The sequence below is a fragment of the Pseudonocardia hispaniensis genome (genome assembly GCF_042658695.1).
GTDB lineage: Bacteria > Actinomycetota > Actinomycetes > Mycobacteriales > Pseudonocardiaceae > Pseudonocardia > Pseudonocardia hispaniensis.
The window spans coordinates 99,408-122,707 of the sequence record NZ_JBHSQW010000016.1 but is presented as its reverse complement, the minus strand read 5'-3'; the positions used below and the strand labels follow the sequence as shown (position 1 = coordinate 122,707).

General features: G+C 71.8%; 22 protein-coding genes. 10 read left to right on the top strand and 12 right to left on the bottom strand.

Annotated elements, in window-relative coordinates:
- The first annotated feature begins 178 nt into the window (after positions 1 to 178).
- Positions 179 to 760 carry a TetR/AcrR family transcriptional regulator gene (locus ACFQE5_RS08555; protein WP_379584289.1) on the top strand — a complete coding sequence of 194 codons (582 nt, stop codon included), beginning with the start codon at positions 179 to 181 and terminating at the stop codon, positions 758 to 760.
- Positions 761 to 856: 96 nt separating this feature from the next.
- On the opposite strand, the gene ACFQE5_RS08550 is transcribed toward ACFQE5_RS08555, so the two are convergent.
- The 3 genes from ACFQE5_RS08550 to ACFQE5_RS08540 all read right to left on the bottom strand — a co-directional run bounded on the left by ACFQE5_RS08550 (position 857) and on the right by ACFQE5_RS08540 (position 5,047).
- Positions 857 to 2,743, bottom strand: coding sequence for an ABC transporter ATP-binding protein (locus ACFQE5_RS08550; RefSeq protein WP_379584288.1), 1,887 nt, complete (start codon positions 2,741 to 2,743; stop codon positions 857 to 859).
- Positions 2,744 to 2,983: 240 nt separating this feature from the next.
- On the bottom strand, positions 2,984 to 3,193 hold the full coding sequence (locus tag ACFQE5_RS08545; RefSeq protein ID WP_013675497.1) for a helix-turn-helix domain-containing protein: 210 nt from the start codon (positions 3,191 to 3,193) through the stop codon (positions 2,984 to 2,986).
- A gap of 222 nt (positions 3,194 to 3,415) precedes the next feature.
- A complete protein-coding gene (locus ACFQE5_RS08540; RefSeq protein WP_379584287.1) occupies positions 3,416 to 5,047 on the bottom strand; it encodes an ABC-F family ATP-binding cassette domain-containing protein in 1,632 nt (543 codons plus the stop codon).
- A gap of 121 nt (positions 5,048 to 5,168) precedes the next feature.
- Between ACFQE5_RS08540 and ACFQE5_RS08535 the strand changes: the two genes are divergently transcribed.
- The 3 genes from ACFQE5_RS08535 to ACFQE5_RS08525 all read left to right on the top strand — a co-directional run bounded on the left by ACFQE5_RS08535 (position 5,169) and on the right by ACFQE5_RS08525 (position 7,413).
- On the top strand, positions 5,169 to 5,957 hold the full coding sequence (locus ACFQE5_RS08535) for an SDR family oxidoreductase (RefSeq protein ID WP_379584286.1): 789 nt from the start codon (positions 5,169 to 5,171) through the stop codon (positions 5,955 to 5,957).
- Between the two features lie 63 nt (positions 5,958 to 6,020).
- On the top strand, positions 6,021 to 7,184 hold the full coding sequence (locus tag ACFQE5_RS08530; protein ID WP_379584285.1) for a lycopene cyclase family protein: 1,164 nt from the start codon (positions 6,021 to 6,023) through the stop codon (positions 7,182 to 7,184).
- Positions 7,185 to 7,203: 19 nt separating this feature from the next.
- Positions 7,204 to 7,413: a DUF4177 domain-containing protein gene (locus tag ACFQE5_RS08525; RefSeq protein ID WP_379584284.1), complete on the top strand. Its 210-nt coding sequence runs from the start codon at positions 7,204 to 7,206 to the stop codon at positions 7,411 to 7,413.
- Positions 7,414 to 7,536: 123 nt separating this feature from the next.
- On the opposite strand, the gene ACFQE5_RS08520 is transcribed toward ACFQE5_RS08525, so the two are convergent.
- The 8 genes from ACFQE5_RS08520 to ACFQE5_RS08485 all read right to left on the bottom strand — a co-directional run bounded on the left by ACFQE5_RS08520 (position 7,537) and on the right by ACFQE5_RS08485 (position 14,313).
- Positions 7,537 to 7,920 (bottom strand): VOC family protein, encoded by a 384-nt coding sequence (locus tag ACFQE5_RS08520; protein ID WP_379584283.1) that lies wholly within the window; start codon positions 7,918 to 7,920, stop codon positions 7,537 to 7,539.
- Between the two features lie 85 nt (positions 7,921 to 8,005).
- Positions 8,006 to 8,404, bottom strand: a complete 399-nt coding sequence (locus ACFQE5_RS08515) for a metal-sulfur cluster assembly factor (RefSeq protein ID WP_379584282.1) — start codon at positions 8,402 to 8,404, stop codon at positions 8,006 to 8,008.
- Positions 8,401 to 8,856 carry a Fe-S cluster assembly sulfur transfer protein SufU gene (sufU, locus tag ACFQE5_RS08510; RefSeq protein ID WP_379584281.1) on the bottom strand — a complete coding sequence of 152 codons (456 nt, stop codon included), beginning with the start codon at positions 8,854 to 8,856 and terminating at the stop codon, positions 8,401 to 8,403. The genes ACFQE5_RS08515 and sufU overlap by 4 nt, the downstream gene beginning before the upstream one ends.
- On the bottom strand, positions 8,856 to 10,157 hold the full coding sequence (locus tag ACFQE5_RS08505; RefSeq protein WP_379584280.1) for a cysteine desulfurase: 1,302 nt from the start codon (positions 10,155 to 10,157) through the stop codon (positions 8,856 to 8,858). Before ACFQE5_RS08505 ends, sufU begins: the two co-directional genes overlap by 1 nt.
- Positions 10,154 to 10,930, bottom strand: coding sequence for a Fe-S cluster assembly ATPase SufC (sufC, locus tag ACFQE5_RS08500; RefSeq protein WP_379584279.1), 777 nt, complete (start codon positions 10,928 to 10,930; stop codon positions 10,154 to 10,156). The genes ACFQE5_RS08505 and sufC overlap by 4 nt, the downstream gene beginning before the upstream one ends.
- Positions 10,931 to 10,967: 37 nt before the next feature.
- On the bottom strand, positions 10,968 to 12,158 hold the full coding sequence (gene sufD, locus ACFQE5_RS08495) for a Fe-S cluster assembly protein SufD (protein WP_379584278.1): 1,191 nt from the start codon (positions 12,156 to 12,158) through the stop codon (positions 10,968 to 10,970).
- Entirely contained in the window at positions 12,155 to 13,591 is a 1,437-nt protein-coding gene (gene sufB, locus ACFQE5_RS08490; RefSeq protein WP_379584277.1) for a Fe-S cluster assembly protein SufB, read from the bottom strand. Before sufB ends, sufD begins: the two co-directional genes overlap by 4 nt.
- Positions 13,588 to 14,313, bottom strand: coding sequence for a helix-turn-helix transcriptional regulator (locus ACFQE5_RS08485; RefSeq protein WP_379584314.1), 726 nt, complete (start codon positions 14,311 to 14,313; stop codon positions 13,588 to 13,590). Before ACFQE5_RS08485 ends, sufB begins: the two co-directional genes overlap by 4 nt.
- Positions 14,314 to 14,455: 142 nt before the next feature.
- Between ACFQE5_RS08485 and mptB the strand changes: the two genes are divergently transcribed.
- The 5 genes from mptB (at position 14,456) to ACFQE5_RS08460 (ending at position 19,834) form a co-directional block, all read left to right on the top strand.
- Positions 14,456 to 16,039 carry a polyprenol phosphomannose-dependent alpha 1,6 mannosyltransferase MptB gene (gene mptB, locus ACFQE5_RS08480; protein ID WP_379584276.1) on the top strand — a complete coding sequence of 528 codons (1,584 nt, stop codon included), beginning with the start codon at positions 14,456 to 14,458 and terminating at the stop codon, positions 16,037 to 16,039.
- An 11-nt stretch (positions 16,040 to 16,050) separates the two neighbouring features.
- On the top strand, positions 16,051 to 16,995 hold the full coding sequence (locus tag ACFQE5_RS08475) for an ABC transporter ATP-binding protein (RefSeq protein WP_379584275.1): 945 nt from the start codon (positions 16,051 to 16,053) through the stop codon (positions 16,993 to 16,995).
- Between the two features lie 68 nt (positions 16,996 to 17,063).
- Positions 17,064 to 17,780, top strand: a complete 717-nt coding sequence (locus ACFQE5_RS08470; protein ID WP_379584313.1) for an ABC transporter permease — start codon at positions 17,064 to 17,066, stop codon at positions 17,778 to 17,780.
- Between the two features lie 58 nt (positions 17,781 to 17,838).
- Complete coding sequence (locus ACFQE5_RS08465) at positions 17,839 to 18,834, top strand: COX15/CtaA family protein (protein ID WP_379584274.1); 996 nt, start codon at positions 17,839 to 17,841, stop codon at positions 18,832 to 18,834.
- A 28-nt stretch (positions 18,835 to 18,862) separates the two neighbouring features.
- On the top strand, positions 18,863 to 19,834 hold the full coding sequence (locus ACFQE5_RS08460) for a quinone oxidoreductase family protein (RefSeq protein WP_379584273.1): 972 nt from the start codon (positions 18,863 to 18,865) through the stop codon (positions 19,832 to 19,834).
- Positions 19,835 to 19,891: 57 nt separating this feature from the next.
- Here ACFQE5_RS08460 and ACFQE5_RS08455 read toward each other — a convergent pair whose 3' ends face one another.
- A complete protein-coding gene (locus tag ACFQE5_RS08455) occupies positions 19,892 to 20,869 on the bottom strand; it encodes a heme o synthase (protein ID WP_379584272.1) in 978 nt (325 codons plus the stop codon).
- Between the two features lie 292 nt (positions 20,870 to 21,161).
- On the opposite strand from ACFQE5_RS08455, the gene tkt reads away from it, so the two are divergent.
- A complete protein-coding gene (gene tkt, locus ACFQE5_RS08450) occupies positions 21,162 to 23,258 on the top strand; it encodes a transketolase (protein ID WP_379584271.1) in 2,097 nt (698 codons plus the stop codon).
- Positions 23,259 to 23,300: the final 42 nt, after the last annotated feature.

Genomic DNA, 23,300 nt, shown 5'->3' with positions numbered 1-23,300 from the left:
GGACCCATCAGGCCATCGGACGTTACGTCGATCGGGTATCTCTGGGTCAGGCCGACACGCCGGGGGACTCGCCGCGGCGGTGCTGCGGCCGCCGGACGCAGCTGCCGGTCCTGCGCGTGGACGATCATGCGGGAGCGGCCCGGCAGGCAACAATCCGTACGTACGGAATACTGTGGGAATGCCCCGGGTCAGTTCCGATCGGCTTGCCGCACGGCGCCAGCAGATACTCGACGGCGCGCGGTCCTGCTTCGCGCGCTACGGGTACGAGGGAGCGACCGTGCGCAGGCTCGAGCAGACCACAGGTCTGTCCCGTGGGGCGATCTTTCACTACTTCCGCGACAAGGAGTCGCTGTTCCTGGCGCTGGCCGAGCAGGACGCCCGACGGATGGCCGACATCGTCGCCGACCAGGGGCTGGTGCAGGTCATGCGCGAGCTGCTGGCCGGCGACGACGGCGACGACCGCAGCTGGCTCGGCACCCGGCTCGAGGTATCCCGGCGGCTGCGCACGGATCCGGAGTTCCGGCAGCGCTGGCAGGCGCATTCAGCGGCGCTGACCGCGGCCACCCGCGACCGCCTCGAGCGTCAGCTGGCCGCCGGCGCGCTGCGCGCCGACATCCCGGTGCCCGTGCTGGCCCAGTACCTGGAGCTGGTGTGGGAGGGCCTGGTCTCGCACCTGGCGATGGGGCTGCCCGCGGGAGACCTTGCCGGCGTCCTCGACGTCGTCGAGCAGACCGTCCGGCGCACGTCGCCACCTCGGTGAGTCACCCACGAACCGGGTGTCGGAGAAGGCCGGGGCATTCCCGGGCTCCGCGAAGGCGAACGAGGTGACCGCAGCCGGTCGCCGCGGCGGTCGGGGTCAGGCCACCCGGTCGGTGTCCGTCTGGTCGGCGAACTGGGTGCGGTAGAGCAGCGCGTAGCGGCCGCCCGCGGTCAGCAGCTCCTCGTGCGTTCCGCGCTCGACGATCCGGCCCGCCTCCACGACCGCGATCTCGTCGGCCGCCCGGATCGTGGAGAGCCGGTGGGCGATGACGATCGCGGTCCGCCCGTCGAGCGCCTCGGCCAGCGCGGCCTGCACGGCCGCCTCCGACTCGGAGTCCAGGTGCGCGGTGGCCTCGTCGAGAATCACCACCCGCGGCCTGGCCAGCAGCAACCGGGCGATGGTCAGCCGCTGCCGCTCGCCGCCGGAGAGCCGGTAGCCCCGCTCGCCGACCACGGTCTGCAACCCGTCGGGCAACGCGTCGACCAGCTCGGACAGCCGCGCCCGGGCGATCGCCGCGCGCAGTTCGTCGTCGGTGGCCCGTGGTGCGGCGTACCGCAGGTTGGCCGCGATCGTGTCGTGGAACAGGTGCCCGTCCTGGGTGACGACGCCGACGGCGCCCCGCAGCGCGGCGAACGAGAGCTCGCGCACGTCGATGCCGGACAGCTCGACCGCGCCGGAGTCGACGTCGTAGAGCCGCGGCACGAGCGAGGCGATCGTCGACTTCCCGGCACCGGACGAGCCGACCAGCGCCACCAGCCTGCCGGGGCCGACCTCGAGATCGATCCCGTGCAGGACCGTTCCCCCGGGTCTGCGGTCGAGCACGGCGACCTCCTCGAGCGAGGCCAACGACACCCGATCGGCGCTGGGGTAGCCGAAGTGCACGTCGCGCAGCCGCACGCCGACCGGCCCGTCCGGCAGCTCCCGGGGGTCCGGCTTCTCGGTGATCATCGGCTCGAGGTCCAGCACCTCGAAGACCCGCTCGAACGCCACGAGCGCGCTCATGACGTCGACCCGGGCGTTGGCCAGCGCCGTCATCGGCGAGTAGAGGCGGGTGAGCAGCAGCGCGAGGGTGACGACCGTGCCGGGGGCGATGCGGCCGGTGACCGCAAGCCAGCCCCCGAGCCCGTACACCAACGCCTGCGCCAGCGCCGAGACCAGCGACAGCGCGGTGACGAAGACCCGGGAGACCATGGCGGTGCGCACGCCGATGTCGCGGACCCGCTGGGCGCGCTCGGCGAACTCGCGCGCCTCCGCGCCGGGGTCGCCGAAGAGCTTGACCAGCGTCGCGCCCGGCGCGGAGAACCGCTCGGTCATCTGGTTGCTCATCGCGGCGTTGAGGTTCGCCGACTCGCGTCGCAGGTCGGCGATGGTGTGTCCCATCCGCCGGGCCGGCAGCACGAAGATCGGCAACAGCACGAGGGCGAGGAGCGTGACCTGCCAGGCCAGCCCGATCATGACCCCGAGCACCAGCGCGAGCTGGATGACGTTGGACAGCAGGCTCGCCAGCGTCGAGGTGATGGCCGACTGGGCGCCGATGACATCGTTGTTGAGCCTGCTGACCAACGCCCCGGTGCGGGTGCGGGTGAAGAACGCGATCGGCATCGCCTGAACGTGGATGAACACGGCCCGGCGAAGGTCCACGATGAGGTCCTCGCCGATACGCGCCGAGAACCAGCGGGAGATCAACCCGATCGCGGCGTCCAGCACCGCAAGGCCGGCGATCCCGCCGGCCAGCCCGATGATCGTCGCGGTCGCGGCGGAGGTCGTGCCTGCCGACACGATCGCGTCGACGACGCGCCCGGCGAGGATCGGGGTCAGCACGCCGATGACCGCCGACCCCACGGTGAACAACAGGAATGCGAGCAGCCTGCGCCGGTGTGGACGGGCGAACGCCCAGATCCGGCGGACCGTCCCCTTCGCGATTCTGCGCGGAGCGTCGGCGCCCCGTACGACTCCGCGCATCAGCTGCCAGCTGTGGTCCATCCGCGCCCCCAGTGCGATTACAACGTTGCAATCTGGAGCCAACGCTCAGGCACAGCGGCGTCTTCCCGCTCGGGCGACCGAGCGTGTGACAGACCTCGACGACCGTCGGCGCCCGGCCTGGGTTCGGTGGTGCGCATCGCCTCCGACCTTCCCCGACGGCGATCAGCGCGAGCGGCTGCGGGCGTACGCGTCCTGATGCCGCCCCCGCAGGGGCGGCTCAGGGGTTGACCGGTGCGGTCGCTACTTCTTCTTGGTGCGGGTCGCTCCCCCGCGTCCGCGCAGCGTCACCCCGGTCTCGCTGAGCACCCGGTGCACGAACCCGTAGGAACGACCGGTCTGCTCGGCAAGGGCCCGGATGCTGGCGCCCTTCTCGTACTTCTTCTTCAGGTCAGTGGCGAGTTTGTCCCGCTGGGCTCCGGTGATCCGGGCGCCCTTCTTCAGGTCGGCCACGTCGGTTGACCTCCTCTGCCCCACCGCGGCAGTTCGTGGACCGTAAGCCGGATTGGCTCGTCGGTGCGGCAATGATCGTCCAACCTCGGCCGTTGGGCCAGGAGATCCACTCAAAGATCGGTGAACGGTTCGCCCGAATGGATCACGCGTACGGGTGATCATCGGTTCGGACCGCAACCTCGAGGTCACCGAGACGTCGGAGGCACCGTGCCCCTTCCCCCCTCACGCGAGCTGCACCAGCTCCAGGTACTCGGCCGACCAGTGATCCTCGGTGCCGTCGGGCAGCACGATGACCTTGTCCGGGTCGAGCGCTTCGACCGCACCCGGATCGTGTGTCACCAGGACGACGGCGCCGGTGAAGCGACGCAGCGCGTCCAGGACCTGTTCCCGGCTGGCCGGGTCCAGGTTGTTCGTCGGCTCGTCGAGCAGCAGCACATTGGCGGCGCTGGAGACCAGACCGGCGAGCGCCAGCCGCGTCTTCTCCCCACCGGACAACGTCCCGGCGGGCTGTTCGAGTTGCTCCCCGGAGAACATGAACGTGCCCAGCAGGGTCCGCAGCTGCTGCTCGGGTGTGTCCGGCGCGGCGTGGCGGATGTTCTCCCAGACGGTGGCGTCGGGATCGAGGGTCTCGTGTTCCTGCGCGTAGTAGCCGGTGCGCAGTCCGTGGCCGGGAACCACCTGCCCCGCATCAGGGGTCTCGGTGCCGGCCAGCAGCCGAAGCAGGGTGGTCTTGCCCGCGCCGTTGAGCCCGAGCACGACGACCTTGGTGCCACGGTCCACGGCCAGGTCCACCCCGCTGAACACCTCCAGCGAGCCGAAGGCCTTGCTCAGCCCCTCGGCGGTGAGCGGGGTGCGCCCACACGGCGCCGGTTCCGGGAAGCGGATCTTCGCGACCCGCTCGGCCTGGCGCTGCGGCTCGAGTCCGGCCAGCATCTGGTCGGCCCGGCGGGCCATGTTCTTCGCCGCGACCGCCTTGGTGGCCTTGGCCCCCATCTTCGCTGCCTGAGCATGCAGGGCGGCCGCCTTCTTCTCGGCGTTGGCACGCTCTCGGCGACGGCGCTTCTCGTCGGTGGCCCGCGCCTCGAGGTACCGGCGCCAGTCCATGTTGTAGACGTCCACCTCGCCCCGGGTCGCGTCGAGGAACCAGACCTTGTTGACGACCGAGGCGAGCAGGTCGGTGTCGTGGCTGATCACCACCAGCCCGCCCGTGTGCGCGGACAGGAACGAACGCAGCCAGGTGATCGAGTCGGCATCGAGATGGTTGGTGGGCTCGTCGAGCAGCAGCGTCGTGGCGCTCTGGCCGCCGGTGGCGCCGTTCTCGGACGCGGCGAACAGGATGCGGGCCAGCTCGACGCGGCGACGCTGCCCACCGGACAGCGTCGCGACCGGTTGGGTGAGGACGCGCTCGGGCAGCCCCAGGTGCGTGCAGATCCGAGCCGCCTCGCTCTCCGCGGCGTAGCCACCCAGCGCCGCGAAGCGCTCCTCGAGACGCCCGTACTCGCGTACCGCCTTGGCGTTCTGGGCACCGTCGACGAGCTCGGCCATCGCCGTCTGCGCCTTCTCCATCTTGCGCAGCAGGGTGTCGAGCCCGCGGGCGGAGAGCACCCGGTCCTTCGCCACGACCGAGAGGTCACCCTCGCGAGGGTCCTGGGGCAGGTAGCCGACGGGCCCGGCCGATCCGACCGAGCCCGCATACGGCTCGCCCTCACCGGCGAGCACCCGCATCGAGGTCGTCTTACCGGCGCCGTTGCGCCCGACGAGCCCGATTCGGTCGCCCGGCTGCACCCGAAGGGTGGCCCCGGACAACAGAATGCGGGATCCGGCACGCAGTTCCAGGTCGGTTGCGGTGATCACGAGGAAAGCTCCAGGGGTCCGGATGGAAGACAGTAGGGATACGGGGAGCCGCGTTACCCGATCCGGATCACCCCCAGAGTACCGACCGGTGCGAGCCCTTTCCCCGACGTAGGGTCGCGCCATGACCGACATCACCGGCTCGTTGCCGGACCTGCGCGGCCAGGCCGGGCTCGTCACCGGCGCCAGCCGGGGCATCGGCTACGCGATCGCGGCCGAGTTGCTGCGCCGCGGCGCCTCGGTGGTGATCACCGCGCGCAGGCCCGCGGAGCTCGACGCCGCCGTCGACCGGCTCACCGGCGAGGCCGCCGACGGGCAGCAGGGGCGGGTGCTCGGCATCGTGGGCAATGCCGGGCACGACGAGTCGCGCCAACAGACCGTGCAGCGGGCCATGGACACGTTCGGCAGGCTCGACATCCTGGTCAACAACGTCGGGATCAACCCCGTCCACGGCCCGCTGATGAGCGCCGACCTCGACGCCGTCCGCAAGATCTTCGACGTGAACGTCGTCGCGGCGCTCGGGTTCACCCAGCTCGCGTATCGGGCCTGGCTGGGCGAGCACGGCGGATCGGTCGTGAACGTCGCCTCGCTCGGGGGACTGCGCACCACACGGGTGATCGCGGCCTACGGCGCGTCCAAGGCGGCGCTGATCCGGCTCACCGCCGAGCTGGCCACGGAGCTCGGCCCGCGGATCCGGGTCAACGCCGTCGCCCCGGCGGTGGTGAGGACCCGCTTCGCCACGGCGCTCTATGAGCACGACGAAGCGGGCACGGCGGCGTCCTATCCGATGAAGCGCCTCGGGGCTCCCGAGGACGTCGCCGCGGTGGTCGGCTTCCTGGTCTCCCCGGCCGCGAGCTGGGTGACCGGCGAGACCATCGTCGTCGACGGCGGCGCGTTGGCCGGTGGCCGATGAACGCCGCCCGTGAGTGCGTAACAGTGTGAGAACACTGTTACGCACTCACAGGGTGGGGTGAGCATGGACGATGTGCTGATCGTCGGCGGCGGCCCGGCCGGCCGGGCGCTCGCGGCGGAGTGCGGGGCACGCGGGTTACGCACCGTGCTGCTCGACCCCGCACCCGCCCGTGTCTGGCGCGCCACCTACGCCGCCTGGTCCGGTGAGCTGCCGGCCGGGCTCCCCGCCGGCCTCGTTGCGGCGACGGCCGAGGGCCGGGCGATCGCGCTGAGCGTGCACCGGCTGGGCTGGGACTACGCCGTCCTGGACGTCCCCGCCCTGCGCCGCCACCTGGACGCCGAGCTGCACCGCCACGGGGTCGACGTCCGCGCCGGGCGGGCCGTCGGCGTCCCGGAGCCGCATACCGTCGCCCTCGCCGACGGACGGCTCGCCCGGGCCCGGATCATCGTCGACGCGGGCGGGCACCGTCAGCCATTGCGCTCCCCCCGCCGGCAGAGCCGTCCTGCCGCCGAGCAGACCGCCTACGGACTGGTCGTGCCCGCTGAACGGGCCGCGTCGCTCGTCCCACCCGGCACGGCACTGTTCATGGACTGGCGTCGCGACCACGGCGAGCGAGGCTGGCCGACGTTCCTCTACGGGGTGCCGCTCGGCGGCGGCGAGGTGCTGCTCGAGGAGACCTCGCTGGCCCGGCGTCCCGGGCTGCCGATCCCGCAGCTGCGCCGCAGGTTGCTGGCCCGGCTGGCCCACCATGGCGTGGTGGCCGCCGCGGGTGCCCGGCAGGAGCGGGTGCGCTTCCCCCTCGATCGCGCCCGGCACCGCTCCCGCGACGTCCTGGGCTTCGGCTCGGCCGCCCCCCTCATCCACCCCAGCACCGGGTTCAGCGTGGCCACCGCGCTGTCGCTGGCGCCCCGGCTGGCCGACGCGCTCATCCGCTCGCCCGCGACGGCGGACACGGTCCTCTGGTCGCCCGCCGCGCGAGCCGTCCACCTGCTGCGCCGCCGCGGACTCGAGGCGTTGCTGCGGCTGCCGCCCGAGGAGGTGCCCGCGTTCTTCGAGGTCTTCCTCGGCCTCCCGCACCGGCACCGCTGGGCCTACCTGACCGGCCGCGACGACCTCACCGGCATGATCGCGGCGATGGCCGCGCTGTTCGGGCGGTCGGGGTGGGCGTTGCGCGGGCGGCTCGTCGGGCACGCGCTGGATCCCGGGCTCAGCGGGCGCACGAGATGAGGGCTGGCAATCTGGACGGATGACGCGGCGATTCCAGTACCGGGTGCTCCAGCTACGGGAGAGCCTGGTCGGCGGGAAGCTCTCGGCGGACAAGCTGGAGAAGCTCCTCAACGACGAGGCCGCCCAGGGCTGGCAGCTCAAGGCGATCACCAGCACCGAGGTGAAGGGCCGGATCGGGCCCGGTGGTGTGGAGGGTTTGCTGATCACCCTGGAGCGACCGGTCGGCTGAGCCATCCGGCTCCTCGACGATCCGAGCGCCGCATCCGCGCCTGGAGCGGTTGTCTGCTCGTCGTCACACCACCCGAGCCATGACCTCGGTGAGTACGGCGGACGGACCCCGTCGGCTCGGCCCTTACGCCGCGTTCTCCCAGAGCCCGACCACGTTGCCCTCGGGATCCTGGAAGTACGCCACGAACCCCATCTCCCCGACCGGCTGCCGCGGGACGACCGTCGTCCCACCGAGCTCCTCGATGCGCGTCAGGGCCGCGTCGATGCGCTCGACGTCGACGACGATCACCGGGCCGCGCAGCGGGCCGGCCGCACGCCGGAACAGGCCACCGTTGATATATCCCGGCTCGCTGGGCATCCCCTGGTCCGTGGTCGGGCCGGACGAGGCCATCGTGTAGGCCATCTCGGGGATCTCCTGGAGGTTCCAGCCGAAGGCCTCCCGATAGAAGCCGCGCGCCCGCTCGCCGTCGTCGAAGGGGATCTCGAAGTGCACCACGCGCCCACTCATCGCGGCTCCTCCTCGCTGGGCCGTCCGACCCGGGCGCGTGCCGTCCTACCCCTGCGGACCGAGGCGGGTCAAGGCCGACGGGCGATCAGACGCGGAAGCCGAGGGCGCGCAGCTGCTCGCGCCCGTCCTCGGTGATCTTCTCCGGGCCCCACGGCGGCATCCACACCCAGTTGATCTTCACGTCGTCCACCAGCCCGCCGCCCGGCCCCTGGGTCAGCGCGGACCTGGCCTGGTCCTCGATGACGTCGGTCAACGGGCAGGCCGCCGAGGTGAGCGTCATGTCGATGATCGCGGTGCCGGACTCCACGGAGATGCCGTAGACCAGCCCGAGGTCGACCACGTTGATGCCGAGCTCGGGGTCGACGACATCGCGCATGGCTTCCTCGAGGTCGTCGATCGACGGGTCCTCGGCGCGCGGCGGGGGCGGCTCGGGCAGGCCGGCCGCACCGCGGACGAGAGTCTCGTCGGTGTTGGTCTCGCTCATGCCGTCTCCTTCTCCGCGCTGCCCCGGACAATGGCGTCCTTGAACGCCATCCATCCGAGCAGCGCACACTTCACCCGGGCCGGGTACTTGGCCACCCCGGCAAAGGCCACGCCGTCACCGAGGATCTCCTCGTCGGGCTCGACCGTCCCCCGGCCCTGCGCCATCTGCTGGAACGCCGCGAGCACCCGCATCGACTCCGCGACGCTCTGCCCGACGACGAGGTCGGTCAGCACCGAGGTCGAGGCCTGGCTGATCGAGCAGCCGAGCGTCTCGTAGGAGACGTCCTCGACCTTCTCCCGGGCCTCGTCCAGCTTCACCCGCAACGTCACCTCGTCCCCGCAGGTCGGGTTGATCTGGAAGGACTCGGCGTCGAACGGTTCACGCAGCCCCGCTCGGTGCGGCGAACGGTAGTGGTCCAGGATGATCTCCTGGTACATCTGCTCGAGCTGCATCAGGCGACTCCGAAGAACTCGCGCGCGGCCTGCACGCCCTCGACCAGCGCGGCGACCTCGTCCACGGTGTTGTAGACGTGGAAGGAGGCCCGGACCGTCGCGGCCACACCGAACCGCCGATGCAGCGGCCAGGCGCAGTGGTGCCCGACCCGCACCGCGATCCCGCGGTCGTCGAGCACCTGGCCGACGTCGTGCGCGTGCACCCCTTCGACCACGAACGATACCGCGCCGCCCCGCTCGTCGACCGAATCCGGACCGATGATCCGCACCCCGGGGATCTGGCGCAGACCGTCGATCGCGGCCCTGGTCAGGTCGAGCTCGTGCGCGTGCACCCGCGCCATGCCGATCTCGGTGAGGTAGTCCACCGCGGCCGCCAGTCCCACGGCCTGCGACACCATCGGCACACCCGCCTCGAACCGCTGCGGCGGCGGGGCGTAGGTCGAACCCTCCATCCGCACGAGCTCGATCATCGACCCACCGGTCAGGAACGGCGGCATCGCATCGAGCAGGTCGGCCTTGCCGTAGAGCACACCGATCCCGGACGGCCCGAGCATCTTGTGCCCCGAGAAGACCGCGAAGTCGACGTCGAGCGAGGTCAGGTGCACCGGCATATGCGGGACCGACTGGCAGGCGTCGAGCAGCACCAACGCCCCGACCTCCCGGGCCCGGCCGACCAGCTCCGTGACCGGGGCGATCGAGCCGAGCACGTTGGACTGGTGAGCGAACGCGACGACCTTCGTCCGGTCCGTCAGGACGAGCCCGTCCAGGTCGATCCGGCCCTGCTCGGTGACCGGGTACCAGCGCAGGGTGGCACCGGTGCGCCGGCACAGCTCCTGCCACGGCACCAGGTTCGCGTGGTGCTCCAGCTCGGTGACGACGATCTCGTCGCCGGGACCGACCGCGAACCGCTCGGTCTCCGGTCCGAGCCCGGTCCGGATCGAGGAGTTGCCCATCGCGTACGCGACGAGGTTGATCCCCTCGGTCGCGTTCTTGGTGAACACCAGCTCCCCGGCGTCGGCCCCGACGAACGCGGCGATGCGGGCCCTGGCCGACTCGTAGGCGTCGGTGGCTTCCTCCGCCAGCTGGTGGGCGCCACGGTGCACGGCCGCGTTGTGCTGCTCCAGGAACAGCCGCTCGGCGTCGAGCACCTGGCGGGGCCGCTGCGCGGTGGCCCCGGAGTCCAGGTACACCAGCGGACGTCCGTCGCGCACGGTCCGCGACAGGATCGGGAAGTCGGCGCGCAGCGTGGTCGTCTCGATCCGGTCCAGCCCCAGGCCGTGCGGGGCCTGCGCTGTTGTCACGACCCGACCTCGACTCCAGACCCCGTCTCGGCGTACTTCTCGTAGCCGTGCTCCTCGAGCTCGTTCGCGAGCTCGGCGCCACCGGACTCGACGATCCGCCCGCCCGCGAAGACGTGCACCACATCCGGGGTGATGTGCTTGAGGATCCGCGTGTAGTGCGTGATCAGCAGGACCCCGACGTCGCCACCGGCCTTGTACCGGTTGACCCCGTCGGAGACGACCCGCAGCGCGTCGACGTCGAGACCCGAGTCGGTCTCGTCGAGGATCGCGATCTTCGGCTTGAGCAGCGAGAGCTGCAGCACCTCGTGGCGCTTCTTCTCGCCGCCGGAGAAGCCCTCGTTGACGCTGCGGTCGGCGAACGCGGGGTCGATGCCCAGGTCGTTCATCGCCGTCCTGACCTCTTTGACCCAGGTCCGCAGCTTGGGTGCCTCGCCGCGGACCGCGGTGGCCGCGCTGCGCAGGAAGTTCGCCATCGAGACCCCGGGGACCTCGACCGGATACTGCATCGCGAGGAACAGCCCGGCACGGGCCCGCTCGTCGACGCTCATCTCGAGCACGTCGGCGCCGTCGAGCGTGACGGTGCCGGAGGTGACCTCGTAGCGCGGGTGCCCGGCGATCGCGTAGGCGAGCGTGGACTTGCCCGAGCCGTTCGGACCCATGATCGCGTGGGTCTCGCCGCCGCGCACCGTGAGGTCGACGCCGTGCAGCAGCTCCTTGGGGCCGTCGTCGGTGATCACCGAGACGTGCAGGTCCGTGATCTGCAGGATGGACATGTAGGTGTGAACTCCGTCGGTTGTGGTGGGGCGCGGCTCAGACGCCGCTGATCGCGAGCTCGGACTCGATGGCCGCCTCGAGGCGCTCACGCAGCTCGGGGAGGGTGATCGCATTGAGGATCTCGCCGAAGAACCCGCGGACCACCAGGCGGCGGGCCACGTCCTCCGGGATGCCGCGGCTGGACAGGTAGAACAGCTGCTCGTCGTCGAACCGGCCGGTGGCGCTGGCGTGACCGGCGCCGGCGATCTCGCCGGTCTCGATCTCGAGGTTGGGCACCGAGTCGGCCCTGGCGTGTTCGGTGAGCACGAGGTTGCGGTTGAACTCGAAGGTCTCGGTGTTCTCCGCGGCGGCGCGGATCAGCACGTCACCGACCCACACCGTATGCGCGTCCGGTGAGCCCGCCACACCCTGCAGGGCGTTCTTGTACAGCACGTTCGACTTGCAGGCGGGAACCGCGTGGTCGACGAACAACCGCTGCTCGAGGTGCTGCCCGGCGTCGGCGTAGCCCAGCCCCAGCAGCTCGGCGTCGCCGCCGGGGCCGCGGTAGGACACCGTCGGGCTGATCCGCACCAGGTCCCCGCCCAGCATCACCGAGGTGGCCTTGAGCGTGGCGTCGCGGCCCACCGAGAAGTGCTGGGCACCGACGTGCACGGCGTCCTCGGACCACTCCTCGGTGACGACGAGGGTCAGCCGGGAACCGTCCCCGAGCACGACCTCGAGGTTGTCGGCCACGGTGCCCGAGCCCTGGTAGGCGATCACCACGGTCGCCTCGGTGTGCGGCGTCGTGCGCAGCTGCAGGTGCGCGGCGGCGCTGGCCTCGCTCCCCGGCCCGGTGACGGCGATCGACACCGGCTCCGGTGTGCCGTCCAGGGTCACGACCGTCGCCTCGCGAAACGCGGTCCAGGCCGCGGCCGCAACCCGATCGGCCGGGACGCCGCCGTCACCGAGCCGGGCGTCGTCGCGCCCGACCGTCTCCACGGTCACCCCGCCGCCCGTCTCGGGCAGGCCGATCGTGACGGTGCCGTCGAGGGCGGCGGTGCCGTCGTGCAGCCCGCGCAGCCGTTTGAGGGGGGTGAACCGCCAGTTCTCCTCGCGGCCGCCGGGGACCTCGAAGGCCTCGACGTCGAAGGAGGTGAACCGCTCACCCGCGCTCGCGATGGGGACCTCGCCGGTCCCCTTCCTGGCTCCGGTCAGCTCGGGAGCCAGCCCGGCAACTTCTGCCGTCATCCGACGGAACCCTCCATCTGCAGCTCGATCAGCCGGTTCAGCTCCAGCGCGTACTCCATGGGCAGCTCGCGCGCGATCGGCTCGACGAACCCGCGCACGACCATGGCCATCGCCTCGTCCTCGGTCAGCCCGCGGCTCATCAGGTAGAACAGCTGGTTGTCGCTGACCTTGGAGACCGTGGCCTCGTGCCCCATCGAGACGTCGTCGGTGCGCACGTCCACGTACGGATAGGTGTCGCTGCGGCTGATCGTGTCGACCAGCAGCGCGTCACACTTCACGGTCGAGCGTGCGTTGCGTGCCTTCGGGTTGACCCGGACCAGTCCGCGGTAGGAGGTCCGGCCGCCGCCGCGGGCCACCGACTTGGAGATGATCGTCGACGACGTGTTCGGCGCCAGGTGCGTCATCTTCGCGCCGGCGTCCTGGTGCTGGCCCTCGCCGGCGAACGCGATCGAGAGCACCTCGCCCTTGGCGTGTTCACCCATGAGCAGCACGGCCGGGTACTTCATCGTGACCTTCGAGCCGAGGTTGCCGTCGACCCACTCCATGGTCGCGCCCGCCTCGGCCTTGGCCCGCTTGGTGACCAGGTTGTAGACGTTGTTCGACCAGTTCTGGATGGTGGTGTACCGGCACCGGCCACCCTTCTTCACGATGATCTCGACGACCGCCGAGTGCAGGGAGTCGGACTTGTAGATCGGCGCCGTGCAGCCCTCGACGTAATGCACGTAGGCACCCTCGTCCACGATGATCAGGGTGCGCTCGAACTGGCCCATGTTCTCGGTGTTGATCCGGAAGTAGGCCTGCAGGGGAATGTCGACGTGCACGCCCGGCGGCACGTAGATGAACGAGCCGCCCGACCACACCGCGGAGTTCAGCGCGGAGAACTTGTTGTCCCCGCTGGGAATGACCGAGCCGAAGTACTCCCGGAACAGCTCGGGATGCTCGCGCAGCCCGGTGTCGGTGTCCAGGAAGATGACGCCCTGGGCCTCCAGGTCCTCCCGGATCTGGTGGTAGACGACCTCGGACTCGTACTGAGCGGCGACACCGGCGACGAGGCGGGCCTTCTCGGCCTCGGGGATGCCCAGCTTGTCGTAGGTGTTCTTGATGTCCGGGGGCAGCTCGTCCCAGGACGTCGCCTGCTTCTCGGTGGACCGTACGAAGTACTTGATGTTGTCGAAGTCGATTCCGGAGAGGTCGGATCCCCACCGCGGCATCGGCTTGCGCTCGAACAGGTTGAGCGCCTTGAGCCGGAAGTCGAGCATCCACTGGGGTTCGTTCTTCAGCCGGGAGATGTCGGCGACGACGTCAGCGGACAGGCCGCGACGTGCGGAAGCGCCGGCGACGTCCGGGTCGCTCCAACCGAAGTCGTAACGGCCGAGCGTGGCGAGCGTCTCCTCCTGGGTGAGCGTCGTGCTCGCTTCAGGAGCGGTCGTCATTCGGGCTGCCTCCCTCTGGGGGCTGTGGTGGGCGGGTGGTACGGGGCTTTCCTGAGCCGTTTGAGAAGCTCGGGACTGTCCAGGGGGACGTGCGTGGTGCACATCGAGTCACCCCGCGCGATGGTGGCCAGCTGCTGTACGTGGGTGCCGAGCAGTTCCGCGAACGCGCGCGTCTCGGCCTCGCAGAGCTCGGGGAACTCCGCCGCGACATGGGCCACCGGACAGTGGTGCAGGCACAGCTGGACTCCGTGGCCTGCCTCCCGGGCCTGGGCCCGGGCAGCATAGCCGCGCGCGCTGAGGACCCGGGCGAGGGCATCGGCGCGCGCGTCCGGGGTGTCGGCCGCGCTGATCTCGGCCGCCTGCGGCCCGATCAGCTCGGCGACCCGGTTGTCGGCGAACGCGCTGACCGCGCCCGCCCCGGCCCGCTGTGCCAGGAACCGCAGCGCCGAGGTCGCGAGGTCGTCGTAACCGTGTCCGAAGCGGGCCCGGCCCGCGTCGGTGAGCAGGTACTGCCTGGCCGGGCGGCCCCGGCCGCGCGGCACCCGGCGCGACGCCTCCCGGGTCTGGGCTTCCCCCTCGGCGATGAGCGCGTCGAGGTGACGCCGCACCGCGGCGGCGGAGAGCTCCAACTCAGCGGCGATCCCAGCAGCCGTCACCGGGCCCTGCTCCAACAGGAGCCGGGCGACGGCCAGACGGGTACCGCCGTCGAGGGACGACGGCATCTCATGCCCACGCCCCTCGACCACGTCGCCGTCTCCGACTGTTTTCACAACACGAGTCTTGCGTATTTCGGGGCAGCTGGCAAAGGCCGCCCGCCGATATGGTGAGCGCGGTCACGACGGCGCTGCTCGCTACCCTGCCCCCATGGCCGCCGCGGGGCTCGATCCCACCGGAGTCGGCGCCGTGCCACCGGCCCGGACCGACCCGGCCCTCGGCTCATCGCTTCGCCCGCACGATCCCAGTAGGCACGCGCGCCGGCTGGGACTGACCGGCGCGCTGCTGATGGGGGTGGGTGCGCTGGGCGCGGGCGCCCTGCCGGTGCCCAACCCGTTCAACGGACTGCGGCTGCTCGGCCTCCCCGCCCGCAACGCAACGGTTGCCATCGCGGTGACCTACGCGGGCATGGCGATGCTCGTGCTGGGCTGGCTGTGGATCGGACGGATGCTGAGTGCCCGAGGGGCCGTCCCGCCGGCGCCCGACCGCGGGCAGCTCGCCCGGGCCGGTCTGCTCTGGGCGCTGCCGCTGGCGCTGGCCCCGCCCCTGTTCTCCCGGGACGTCTACAGCTACCTCGCGCAGAGCGCCATCACCGCCCGCGGGCTGGACCCCTATGTGCTCGGGCCCGCGCAGGCACTCGGTGTCGACGATCCGCTGACCCGGACCATCCCCACGATCTGGCGCGACACCCCGGCGCCGTACGGGCCGCTGTTCCTCCAGCTCGGCCGCGGCATCACCGCACTGACCGGTGAGAACGTCGTGCTCGGCGTGTTCGCCCATCGCCTGCTGGCCCTCACCGGAGTCGCGTTGATCATCTGGGCGCTGCCCCGGCTGGCCCAGCGCTGCGGGATCGAGCCCGGGCTGGCCCTGTGGCTGGGCGCGGCCAACCCGCTCGTGTTGTTCCACCTGGTCAGCGGAATCCACAACGAGGCGTTGATGGTCGGTGCGATGCTCGCGGGCCTGGAGCTGGGGCTGCGCGCGCGGACGCCGCTGGGCTGGCTGTCCGGCGCCGTGCTCATCACGGCCGGGGCCGCGGTGAAGATCCCGGCCATCCTCGCCCTCGGGTTCCTCGGTATGCACGTGGCCCGTCGCCGCGGCGGCAGGCCCCGCGACGTCGCCATCATGGCGGGCGTCCTCGGGGCGGTCGCGGCGGGCGTGTTCGCCGCGCTCGGGTACGGCACCGGTCTGGGCTTCGGCTGGATCGGGACGCAGGGCACCGCCAACACGATCCGCAGCTGGATGTCGCTGTCCACCGACCTCGGGCAGCTCTCCGGGCAGATCGGCATCCTCGCCGGGCTCGGTGACCACACCGACACCACGCTGACGCTCACCCGCCTGCTCGGCGGGGCGGCCGCGGCCGCGGCCTGCGGCTGGCTGCTGCTCGCCACGCTCCGTGGCCGGGTGGAGCCGGTCACCGGCCTCGGCGCGGGGCTCGGCGCGGTCGTGCTGCTCGGTCCGGTGGTTCATCCGTGGTACCTGCTGTGGGCCGCGATCCCGCTCGCCGCGACCCGGGGACTGCCGCGCTATCGCAGGGCGGCGCTGGCCGCGTCGGCCCTGCTCGCGCTCATGGTCCCGCCCACCGGTTCCGATTTCGACTTCCGCGCCTACCAGCTGCCGATGTCGATCCTCGCCGGGCTGTTCCTGTTCGTGGTGATGATGATCGTGGTGCGGCGCCGGGTACTCGCCGACGGCGGGCGCGCACCGGTCAGATCCGGCGCCCTCGACCCTCCGTAGAATCGACAGCCGTGAGTCTTCCTGCGGCGGCGCCGCTCGACCTGGCCGTCTCGGTCCGCGGGCTGGTCAAACGGTTCGGTCGCACCACCGCGGTGGACGGCATCGACCTGGACCTGCCCGCGGCGAGCGTGCTCGCCCTGCTCGGGCCCAACGGCGCGGGGAAGACGACCACCGTCGAGATCTGCGAGGGCTTCCAGCGCGCCGACGCGGGCACGGTCCGGGTGCTCGGCGTCGATCCGGCCGGATCACCCGAGGCGCTGCGCAGCCGGATCGGGATCATGCCCCAGGGCGGTGGCGCCTACCCCGGGGTACGCGCCGAGGAGATGCTGCGGGTGGTCGCCGCCTGCGCCGCGCACCCGCTGGACGTCGCCTGGCTGACCGACGTGCTGGGTCTGGACACCTGCGCCCGGACCCCGTACAAGCGCCTCTCCGGCGGGCAGCAGCAGCGACTCGCCCTGGCCTGCGCGGTCGTCGGGCGCCCCGAGCTGGTGTTCCTCGACGAGCCGACCGCCGGGATGGACCCGCAGGGCCGCCGGCTGGTCTGGGAGCTCATCGACGCCCTGCGCCGCGACGGAGTGGCCGTGCTGCTCACCACGCACCTGATGGAGGAGGCGGAGGCGCTGGCCGACCACGTCGTCATCGTCGACCGGGGCCGGGTGGTGGCCCAGGGCACCCCGGCTGAGCTCACCGCGGGCGGCGAGCAGCAGGAGCTGCGGTTCCGGGCCCGGCCCGGGATGGACCTCGACGATCTCATGGCCGCCCTGCCCACCGGCTACCGCGCCGTCGAAACCCTTGCCGGACGCTATCTCGTCCAGGGCCGGATCGACCCGTCGGTCCTCTCGGTGATCACCGCGTGGTGCGCCGGGCAGGGTGCGCTCGCCGATGACGTGCGGATCGCGCGGCGCAGCCTGGAGGACGTCTTCCTCGACCTCACCGGAAGGGAGCTGCGGTCGTGACCGCCGCCACCGGGCGGTTCGCCGCCGGAACCTTCACCCCCCGTCCCGGCCGGGGCTCGCTGGTGCGCATGCTCGCGGCCCAGTCGAGCACCGAGCTGCGGCTCGCCCTGCGCAACGGCGAACAACTCCTGCTCGCGCTGCTCATCCCGATCGCGCTGCTCGTCGGGCTGACGCTGCTCGAGGTGGTTCCGCTGCCCGAACCGCGGGTGGCCTCCGTGGTCCCCGCCGTCCTCGCGTTGGCCGTGATGTCCGCCGCCTTCACCGGCCAGGCGATCGCGTTCGGCTTCGACCGCCGCTACGGAGTGGTGCGCAGGCTGGCCGCCACCGCGCTGCCCCGCTGGTTGCTCGTGGCCGGGCGGCTGGCCGCGGTGCTGGGGCTGGTGGCCGTGCAGACCGCGGTGCTGTGCGCGCTGGCCGTCGCGCTGGACTGGCGGCCGCCCGCCGCCGGCCTCGGCTGGGCCGTGCTGCTCGTGCTGCTCGGTTGCGCCGCGTTCGGCAGCCTGGGAATCCTGCTCGGTGGTTCGGTCCGCGCGGAGGTCGTGCTCGCGGTGGCCAACCTGCTGTGGTTCGTGCTGCTGTTCGCCGGGGGCATCGTCATCCCCGCCGCCCAACTCCCCGGCCCGTTGGGCACCATCGCGACCTCGCTGCCCTCCGGGGCGCTCGCCGAGGGGCTGCGCACCGCGCTCGTGGACGGCCGGGCACCTGGGCTGCACCCGGTCCTGGTGCTGGTGATCTGGGCCGTGCTGGCGGCCCTCGTCTCGGTGCGCACGGTCCGGCTCCGCTGACCCGGCCGGTGCCACGGGCTGCGGACCGGGCACGAACGGCGGCGCCTACGATCGGGGCGTGGCTCGACCGTCGTTGCTGGACCGGCTCCCCGCGATCCCACCCGTGCTGATGCGCAGGCTGGCGATCGCCGCCGTCGTGGCCCAGGCCGGGATCGCCGTGACCGGGTCCGTCGTGCGGGTGACCGGATCCGGCCTCGGCTGCCCCACCTGGCCCCAGTGCTTCCCCGGCAGCCTGGTCCCGGTCGCGCACCCCGGGATCGCCGCGGTGACCCAATGGGTCGAGTTCGGCAACCGGCTGCTGACGTTCGTCGTCATCACCGTGTCCGGGCTGTGCCTGCTCGCCGCGTTGGGCACCCGGCCGCGCCGACGCAGGCTGACGTGGCTGGCCGCGTCGATGCCCCTGGGTGTCGTGGCGCAGGCCGTGATCGGCGGTATCACCGTGCTCACCGGTCTGACGTGGTGGAGCGTCATGCCGCACTTCCTGGTCTCGATGGTGCTGGTGTGGCTCGCGGTCCTGCTCGTCGCGGCCGCCACCGACGGCGACGGCCCGGTCCGGCTGCTGGTTCCCCGCCCGCTGCGCGCGCTGATCGCGACGAGCAGCGCCGTCCTGGCGGCCCTGCTCGTCGCCGGCAGCCTCGTCACCAGCGCGGGCCCGCATGCGGGGGACGCCTCGACACCGCGCCTCGACGCCAATGTCGCCGATCTCGCCCAGCTGCACGCCGACCTGCTCTTCGGCTATCTCGGCATGCTCGTCGCGCTCGGTTTCGCCCTGTGGGCCACCGGCGCCGGGGCCGCGGTGCGCCGTCGCTACGGGGTCCTCGTCCTCGCCGTCGTGGGGCAGGGTGTGCTGGGTGGGGTTCAGTACGCACTCGGCGTGCCCGAGGTGCTGGTCGCGCTGCACGTGCTCGGGGCCGCCGTCGTCACCGCCGCGGCGGCCGCGCTGTGGGCCGGCACCGCACAGCGACCCGTGCGACACACCGCCCCGCAGGCGGACGACACGTCGGTCGTCGTGCGGCCGGAGGTACCGAGCGACGCCGACGCCGTCAGCGCATGATCCACACGTGACCGAGGAAAGGACGCCCATGCGCGCAGTTCGGGTTGCCGAGCCCGGAGGTCCGGAGGTCCTGACCGTGACCGACCTGCCCGAGCCGGAGCCGGGTCCCGGCGAGGTGCTCGTCGACGTCGCGGCGGCGGGCGTCAACTACATCGATACGTACCAGCGACAGGGCATCTACCCGATGCCGCTGCCGTTGCGGCCCGGGCTGGAGGGCTGCGGCCGGGTCCGCGTGGTCGGTGCGGGGGTGACCGGGGTCGCCGTCGGTGACCGGGTCGCCTGGGCGGAGTCGCTGGGCAGCTACGCGCAGGCCGTCGCGGTACCGGTGGAGAAGACCGTCACGGTGCCCGACGGAGTGTCCGACGAACAGGCCGCGGCGGCGCTGCTTCAGGGCATGACCGCGCATTTCCTGGTCAACGACGCCTGCCCGGTCGCCGACGGCGACCCGATCCTGGTGCACGCCGCGGCCGGCGGGGTCGGGCTGCTGCTCACCCAGCTGGCCACCGCGCGCGGAGCCCGGGTGATCGCCACCGTGTCGACCCCGGAGAAGGAGAAGCTGGCCCGGGCCGCGGGCGCTGCCGAGGTGATCCGCTACACCGAGGTCGACGACCTGGCGGGCGCGGTCCGCGAGCTCACCGGGGGGCGCGGGGTCGCCGCGGCGTTCGACAGCGTCGGGAAGGCGACGTTCGACGCGAGCCTTGCGAGTCTGCGCCGCCGCGGCATGCTCGTGCTGTTCGGGGCGTCGAGCGGACCGGTGCCACCGGTGGATCCGCAGCGGCTCAACGCGGCGGGTTCGGCGTACCTGACCCGGCCCAAGCTCTTCGACTACGTCGCCGAACGCGCGGAGCTGACGGCCAGGGCCGCCGCCGTGTACGCCGCGGTCGCCGACGGCTCCTTGCAGGTGCGGATCGGGCACCGGTACCCGCTGGACGAGGTCCGCCAGGCCCACGAGGACCTGCAGGCACGCAAGACCACCGGCAAGCTGCTGCTGTTCCCCTGAACACCCAGCTCAGCGAGACCTGTGAGTGGGTAACGGTGCCTGAACGCCGTTACCCACTCACAGGGGCCAGGGGAGCACGGGCAGGCCGATCGCGGCGTCGACGGCGATCGCGGCGAACAGCACGCACAGGTACAGGTTCGACAGGTGGAACATGCGCATCGGCGCCACCTCGCGCTGCGCCCGGACCCCGGCGTGGAGTCGGTGGGCCCGGAACACGAAGTACCCCCCGCCGAGCAGGGCGACCGCGGCGTAGATCCAGGAGGTGACCGGCAGCAGCAGCAGCGTCCACGCCGCCATCGCCCACGAGTAGACGACGATCCTGCGGGACACCTGGGCCGGGGAGGCGACGACCGGGAGCATCGGGATGCCCGCGGCCGCGTAGTCGTCCTTGTAGCGCATCGCCAGCGCCCAGAAGTGCGGCGGCGTCCAGAAGAAGATCACGCCGAACATCACCAGGGCGGGCCATTCCACCGTCCCGGTGACGGCCGCCCAGCCGATGACCACCGGCATGCAGCCCGCGGCGCCGCCCCAGACGATGTTCTGCGCCGTCCGCCGCTTGAGCAGCAGCGTGTAGACCAGCACGTAGAACGCGATGGCGACCAGCGACAGCGCCGCGGCGAGCCAGTTGGTGGTCAGCCCCAGCCAGACCGAGCTGACCGCGGCCAGCGCGAGCCCGAAGACGAGCGCGTTGCGGCGCGGAACCTGACCCTTGACCAACGGGCGTCGCGATGTGCGCTTCATCACGGCGTCGATATCGGCGTCGACCACACAGTTGAGCGCGTGTGCACCCGCGGCGGCCATCGCCCCGCCGATCAGGGTCGCCGCAATCAGCCAGACCGACGGAATGCCTCGCTCGGCCAGGATCATGGCCGGCACGGTCACCACGAGCAGCTGCTCGATGATGCGAGTCTTGGTCAACCCGAGATAGGCCCGGACGGCGTCCCTGGCCCGCTGGAGGCGGGCCGACCCACCGACCCGCCGCGCGCGGCCGGGCGTAATGTCCGTCGATCCCGGATGGAACACCGGCGCGCTCACCAGTTGATACCTCGCTCGGGTGGTCAGGGAGACGCCTCGGGTTGTCACGTGCCCGAGTACGCGGACCGCGTCGCACTCCAACGTCTCACTACAGCAGTTCTCCTACGTCTTTCTACAGCGCGTCGATGGTAACCGGGCGAATATGACAGCAGGTGCTGGGGTAGTCGCTCGGCGAAGGCCGCTCGGTGTGACCACGCCGCCGGCCCCACCCGACTAGGGTGGTTGGAGAGCAGGCCCACCGTGCCGCGCCGACCATCACGAGCATCCCGCGACAATTGGCAGGAGCCCATCAGTGTCCGTGACCGACGACGTCACCACCCTCACCCGCGCAGACGTGCCGGCCGATTGGTCGGAGCTCGACCGCCGGGCGGTCGACACGATCCGTGTCCTCGCGGCTGATGCCGTGCAGAAGGTCGGTAACGGCCACCCCGGCACCGCGATGAGCCTCGCCCCGCTGGCCTACGCGCTGTTCCAGCGGGTGCTGCGGCACGACCCGGCGGACGCCGGCTGGATCGGTCGCGATCGCTTCGTGCTCTCCGCGGGACATTCCAGCCTCACCCTGTACCTGCAGCTGTTCCTGTCCGGCTACGGCCTGGAGATCGACGACATCGCCGCGCTTCGCACCTGGGGCTCCAAGACGCCCGGCCACCCCGAGTACGGGCACACCACGGGTGTCGAGACGACCACCGGACCGCTGGGCCAGGGCCTGGCCAACGCGGTCGGGATGGCGATGGCGGCCCGCCGCGAGCGCGGCCTGTTCGACCCGGACGCACCGGCCGGCCAGAGCCCGTTCGACCACCACATCTACGTCATCGCCTCCGACGGCGACATCGAGGAGGGGATCACCTCGGAGGCGTCCTCGCTGGCCGGGCACCAGCAGCTCGGCAACCTCACGGTGATCTACGACGACAACAAGATCTCCATCGAGGACGACACGGCGATCGCGCTGTCCGAGGACACGGCCGGGCGCTACGAGTCGTATGGCTGGCACGTGCAGGTGGTCGAGGGCGGCGAGAACGTCACCGGGATCCTCGCGGCGCTCGAGGCGGCCCGGGCCGAGACGACCCGCCCGTCGTTCATCCTGCTGCGCACGATCATCGGCTATCCCGCACCGAACAAGATGAACACGGGCACGGCGCACGGTGCCGCGCTGGGCGCCGACGAGGTCGCCGAGGTCAAGAAGATCCTCGGCTTCGACCCCGAGCGGCAGTTCCAGGTCGAGCCGGAGGTGCTCGCGCACGCCCGCCGGGTCGTCGAGCGCGGCCGCGCCGCGCGCGAGCAATGGCAGCGCTCCTTCGACGCCTGGGCCGACCGCGAGCCCGAGCGCAAGGCCCTGCTCGACCGGATGCTCGACCGTGGGCTGCCCGCAGGCTGGGCGGACGCGCTGCCGGCCTGGGAGCCCGGTCCCACGGGCGGCACCGCCATCGCCACCCGCAAGGCCTCCGGGGCGGTGCTCACCGCGCTGGCCCCGGTGTTGCCGGAGCTGTGGGGTGGTTCGGCCGATCTGGCCGAGAGCAACAACACGACGATGGAGGGGGCCGACTCGTTCGGCCCGCCGCAGGCCTCGACCAAGCTGTGGCAGACCAGCCCGTACGGCCGCACGCTGCATTTCGGGGTCCGCGAGCACGCGATGGGCGCGATCCTCAACGGGATCGCGCTGCACGGCCCGACCCGCCCCTACGGGGGTACGTTCCTGGTCTTCTCCGACTACATGCGTCCGGCGGTGCGGCTGGCCGCGCTGATGCGCACGCCGGTCATCTACGTCTGGACCCACGACTCGATCGGCCTCGGCGAGGACGGGCCCACCCACCAGCCCATCGAGCATCTGGCCGCGCTGCGCGCCATCCCCGGACTCGACGTGATCCGCCCGGGCGACGCCAACGAGACCGCCGGGGCGTGGAAGGCCACCCTGGAGCGCCCGGATGGCCCCAAGGCGCTGGCGCTGACCCGGCAGAACCTGCCGGTTCTCGCCGGGACCTCGCACGAGGGCGTCGCCCGCGGCGGTTACGTCCTCACGGAGGCCTCAACCGGCGACCCCGCGGTGATCCTCATCGGCACCGGCTCCGAACTGCAGATCGCCGTGCAGGCGCGGGAGGTGCTGGAGGCCGAGGGCGTCCCCACCCGGGTGGTGTCGATGCCGTGCGTCGAGTGGTTCGACGCCCAGGACGAGGCCTACCGGGAGTCCGTACTGCCGGCGGGGGTGAGGGCCCGGGTGTCGGTCGAGGCCGGCATCGCCCAGCCGTGGCACCGGTTCGTCGGGGACGCGGGCCAGATCGTCTCGATCGAGCATTTCGGGGCCAGCGCCGACCACCAGACCCTGTTCCGGGAGTTCGGGTTCACCACCGAGGCCGTCGTCGACGCCGCACGGCGGAGCCTGGCGATGGTCTGATCCCCGTCCCGCTCGGACCACCATGCGAAAGGAGAACCATGA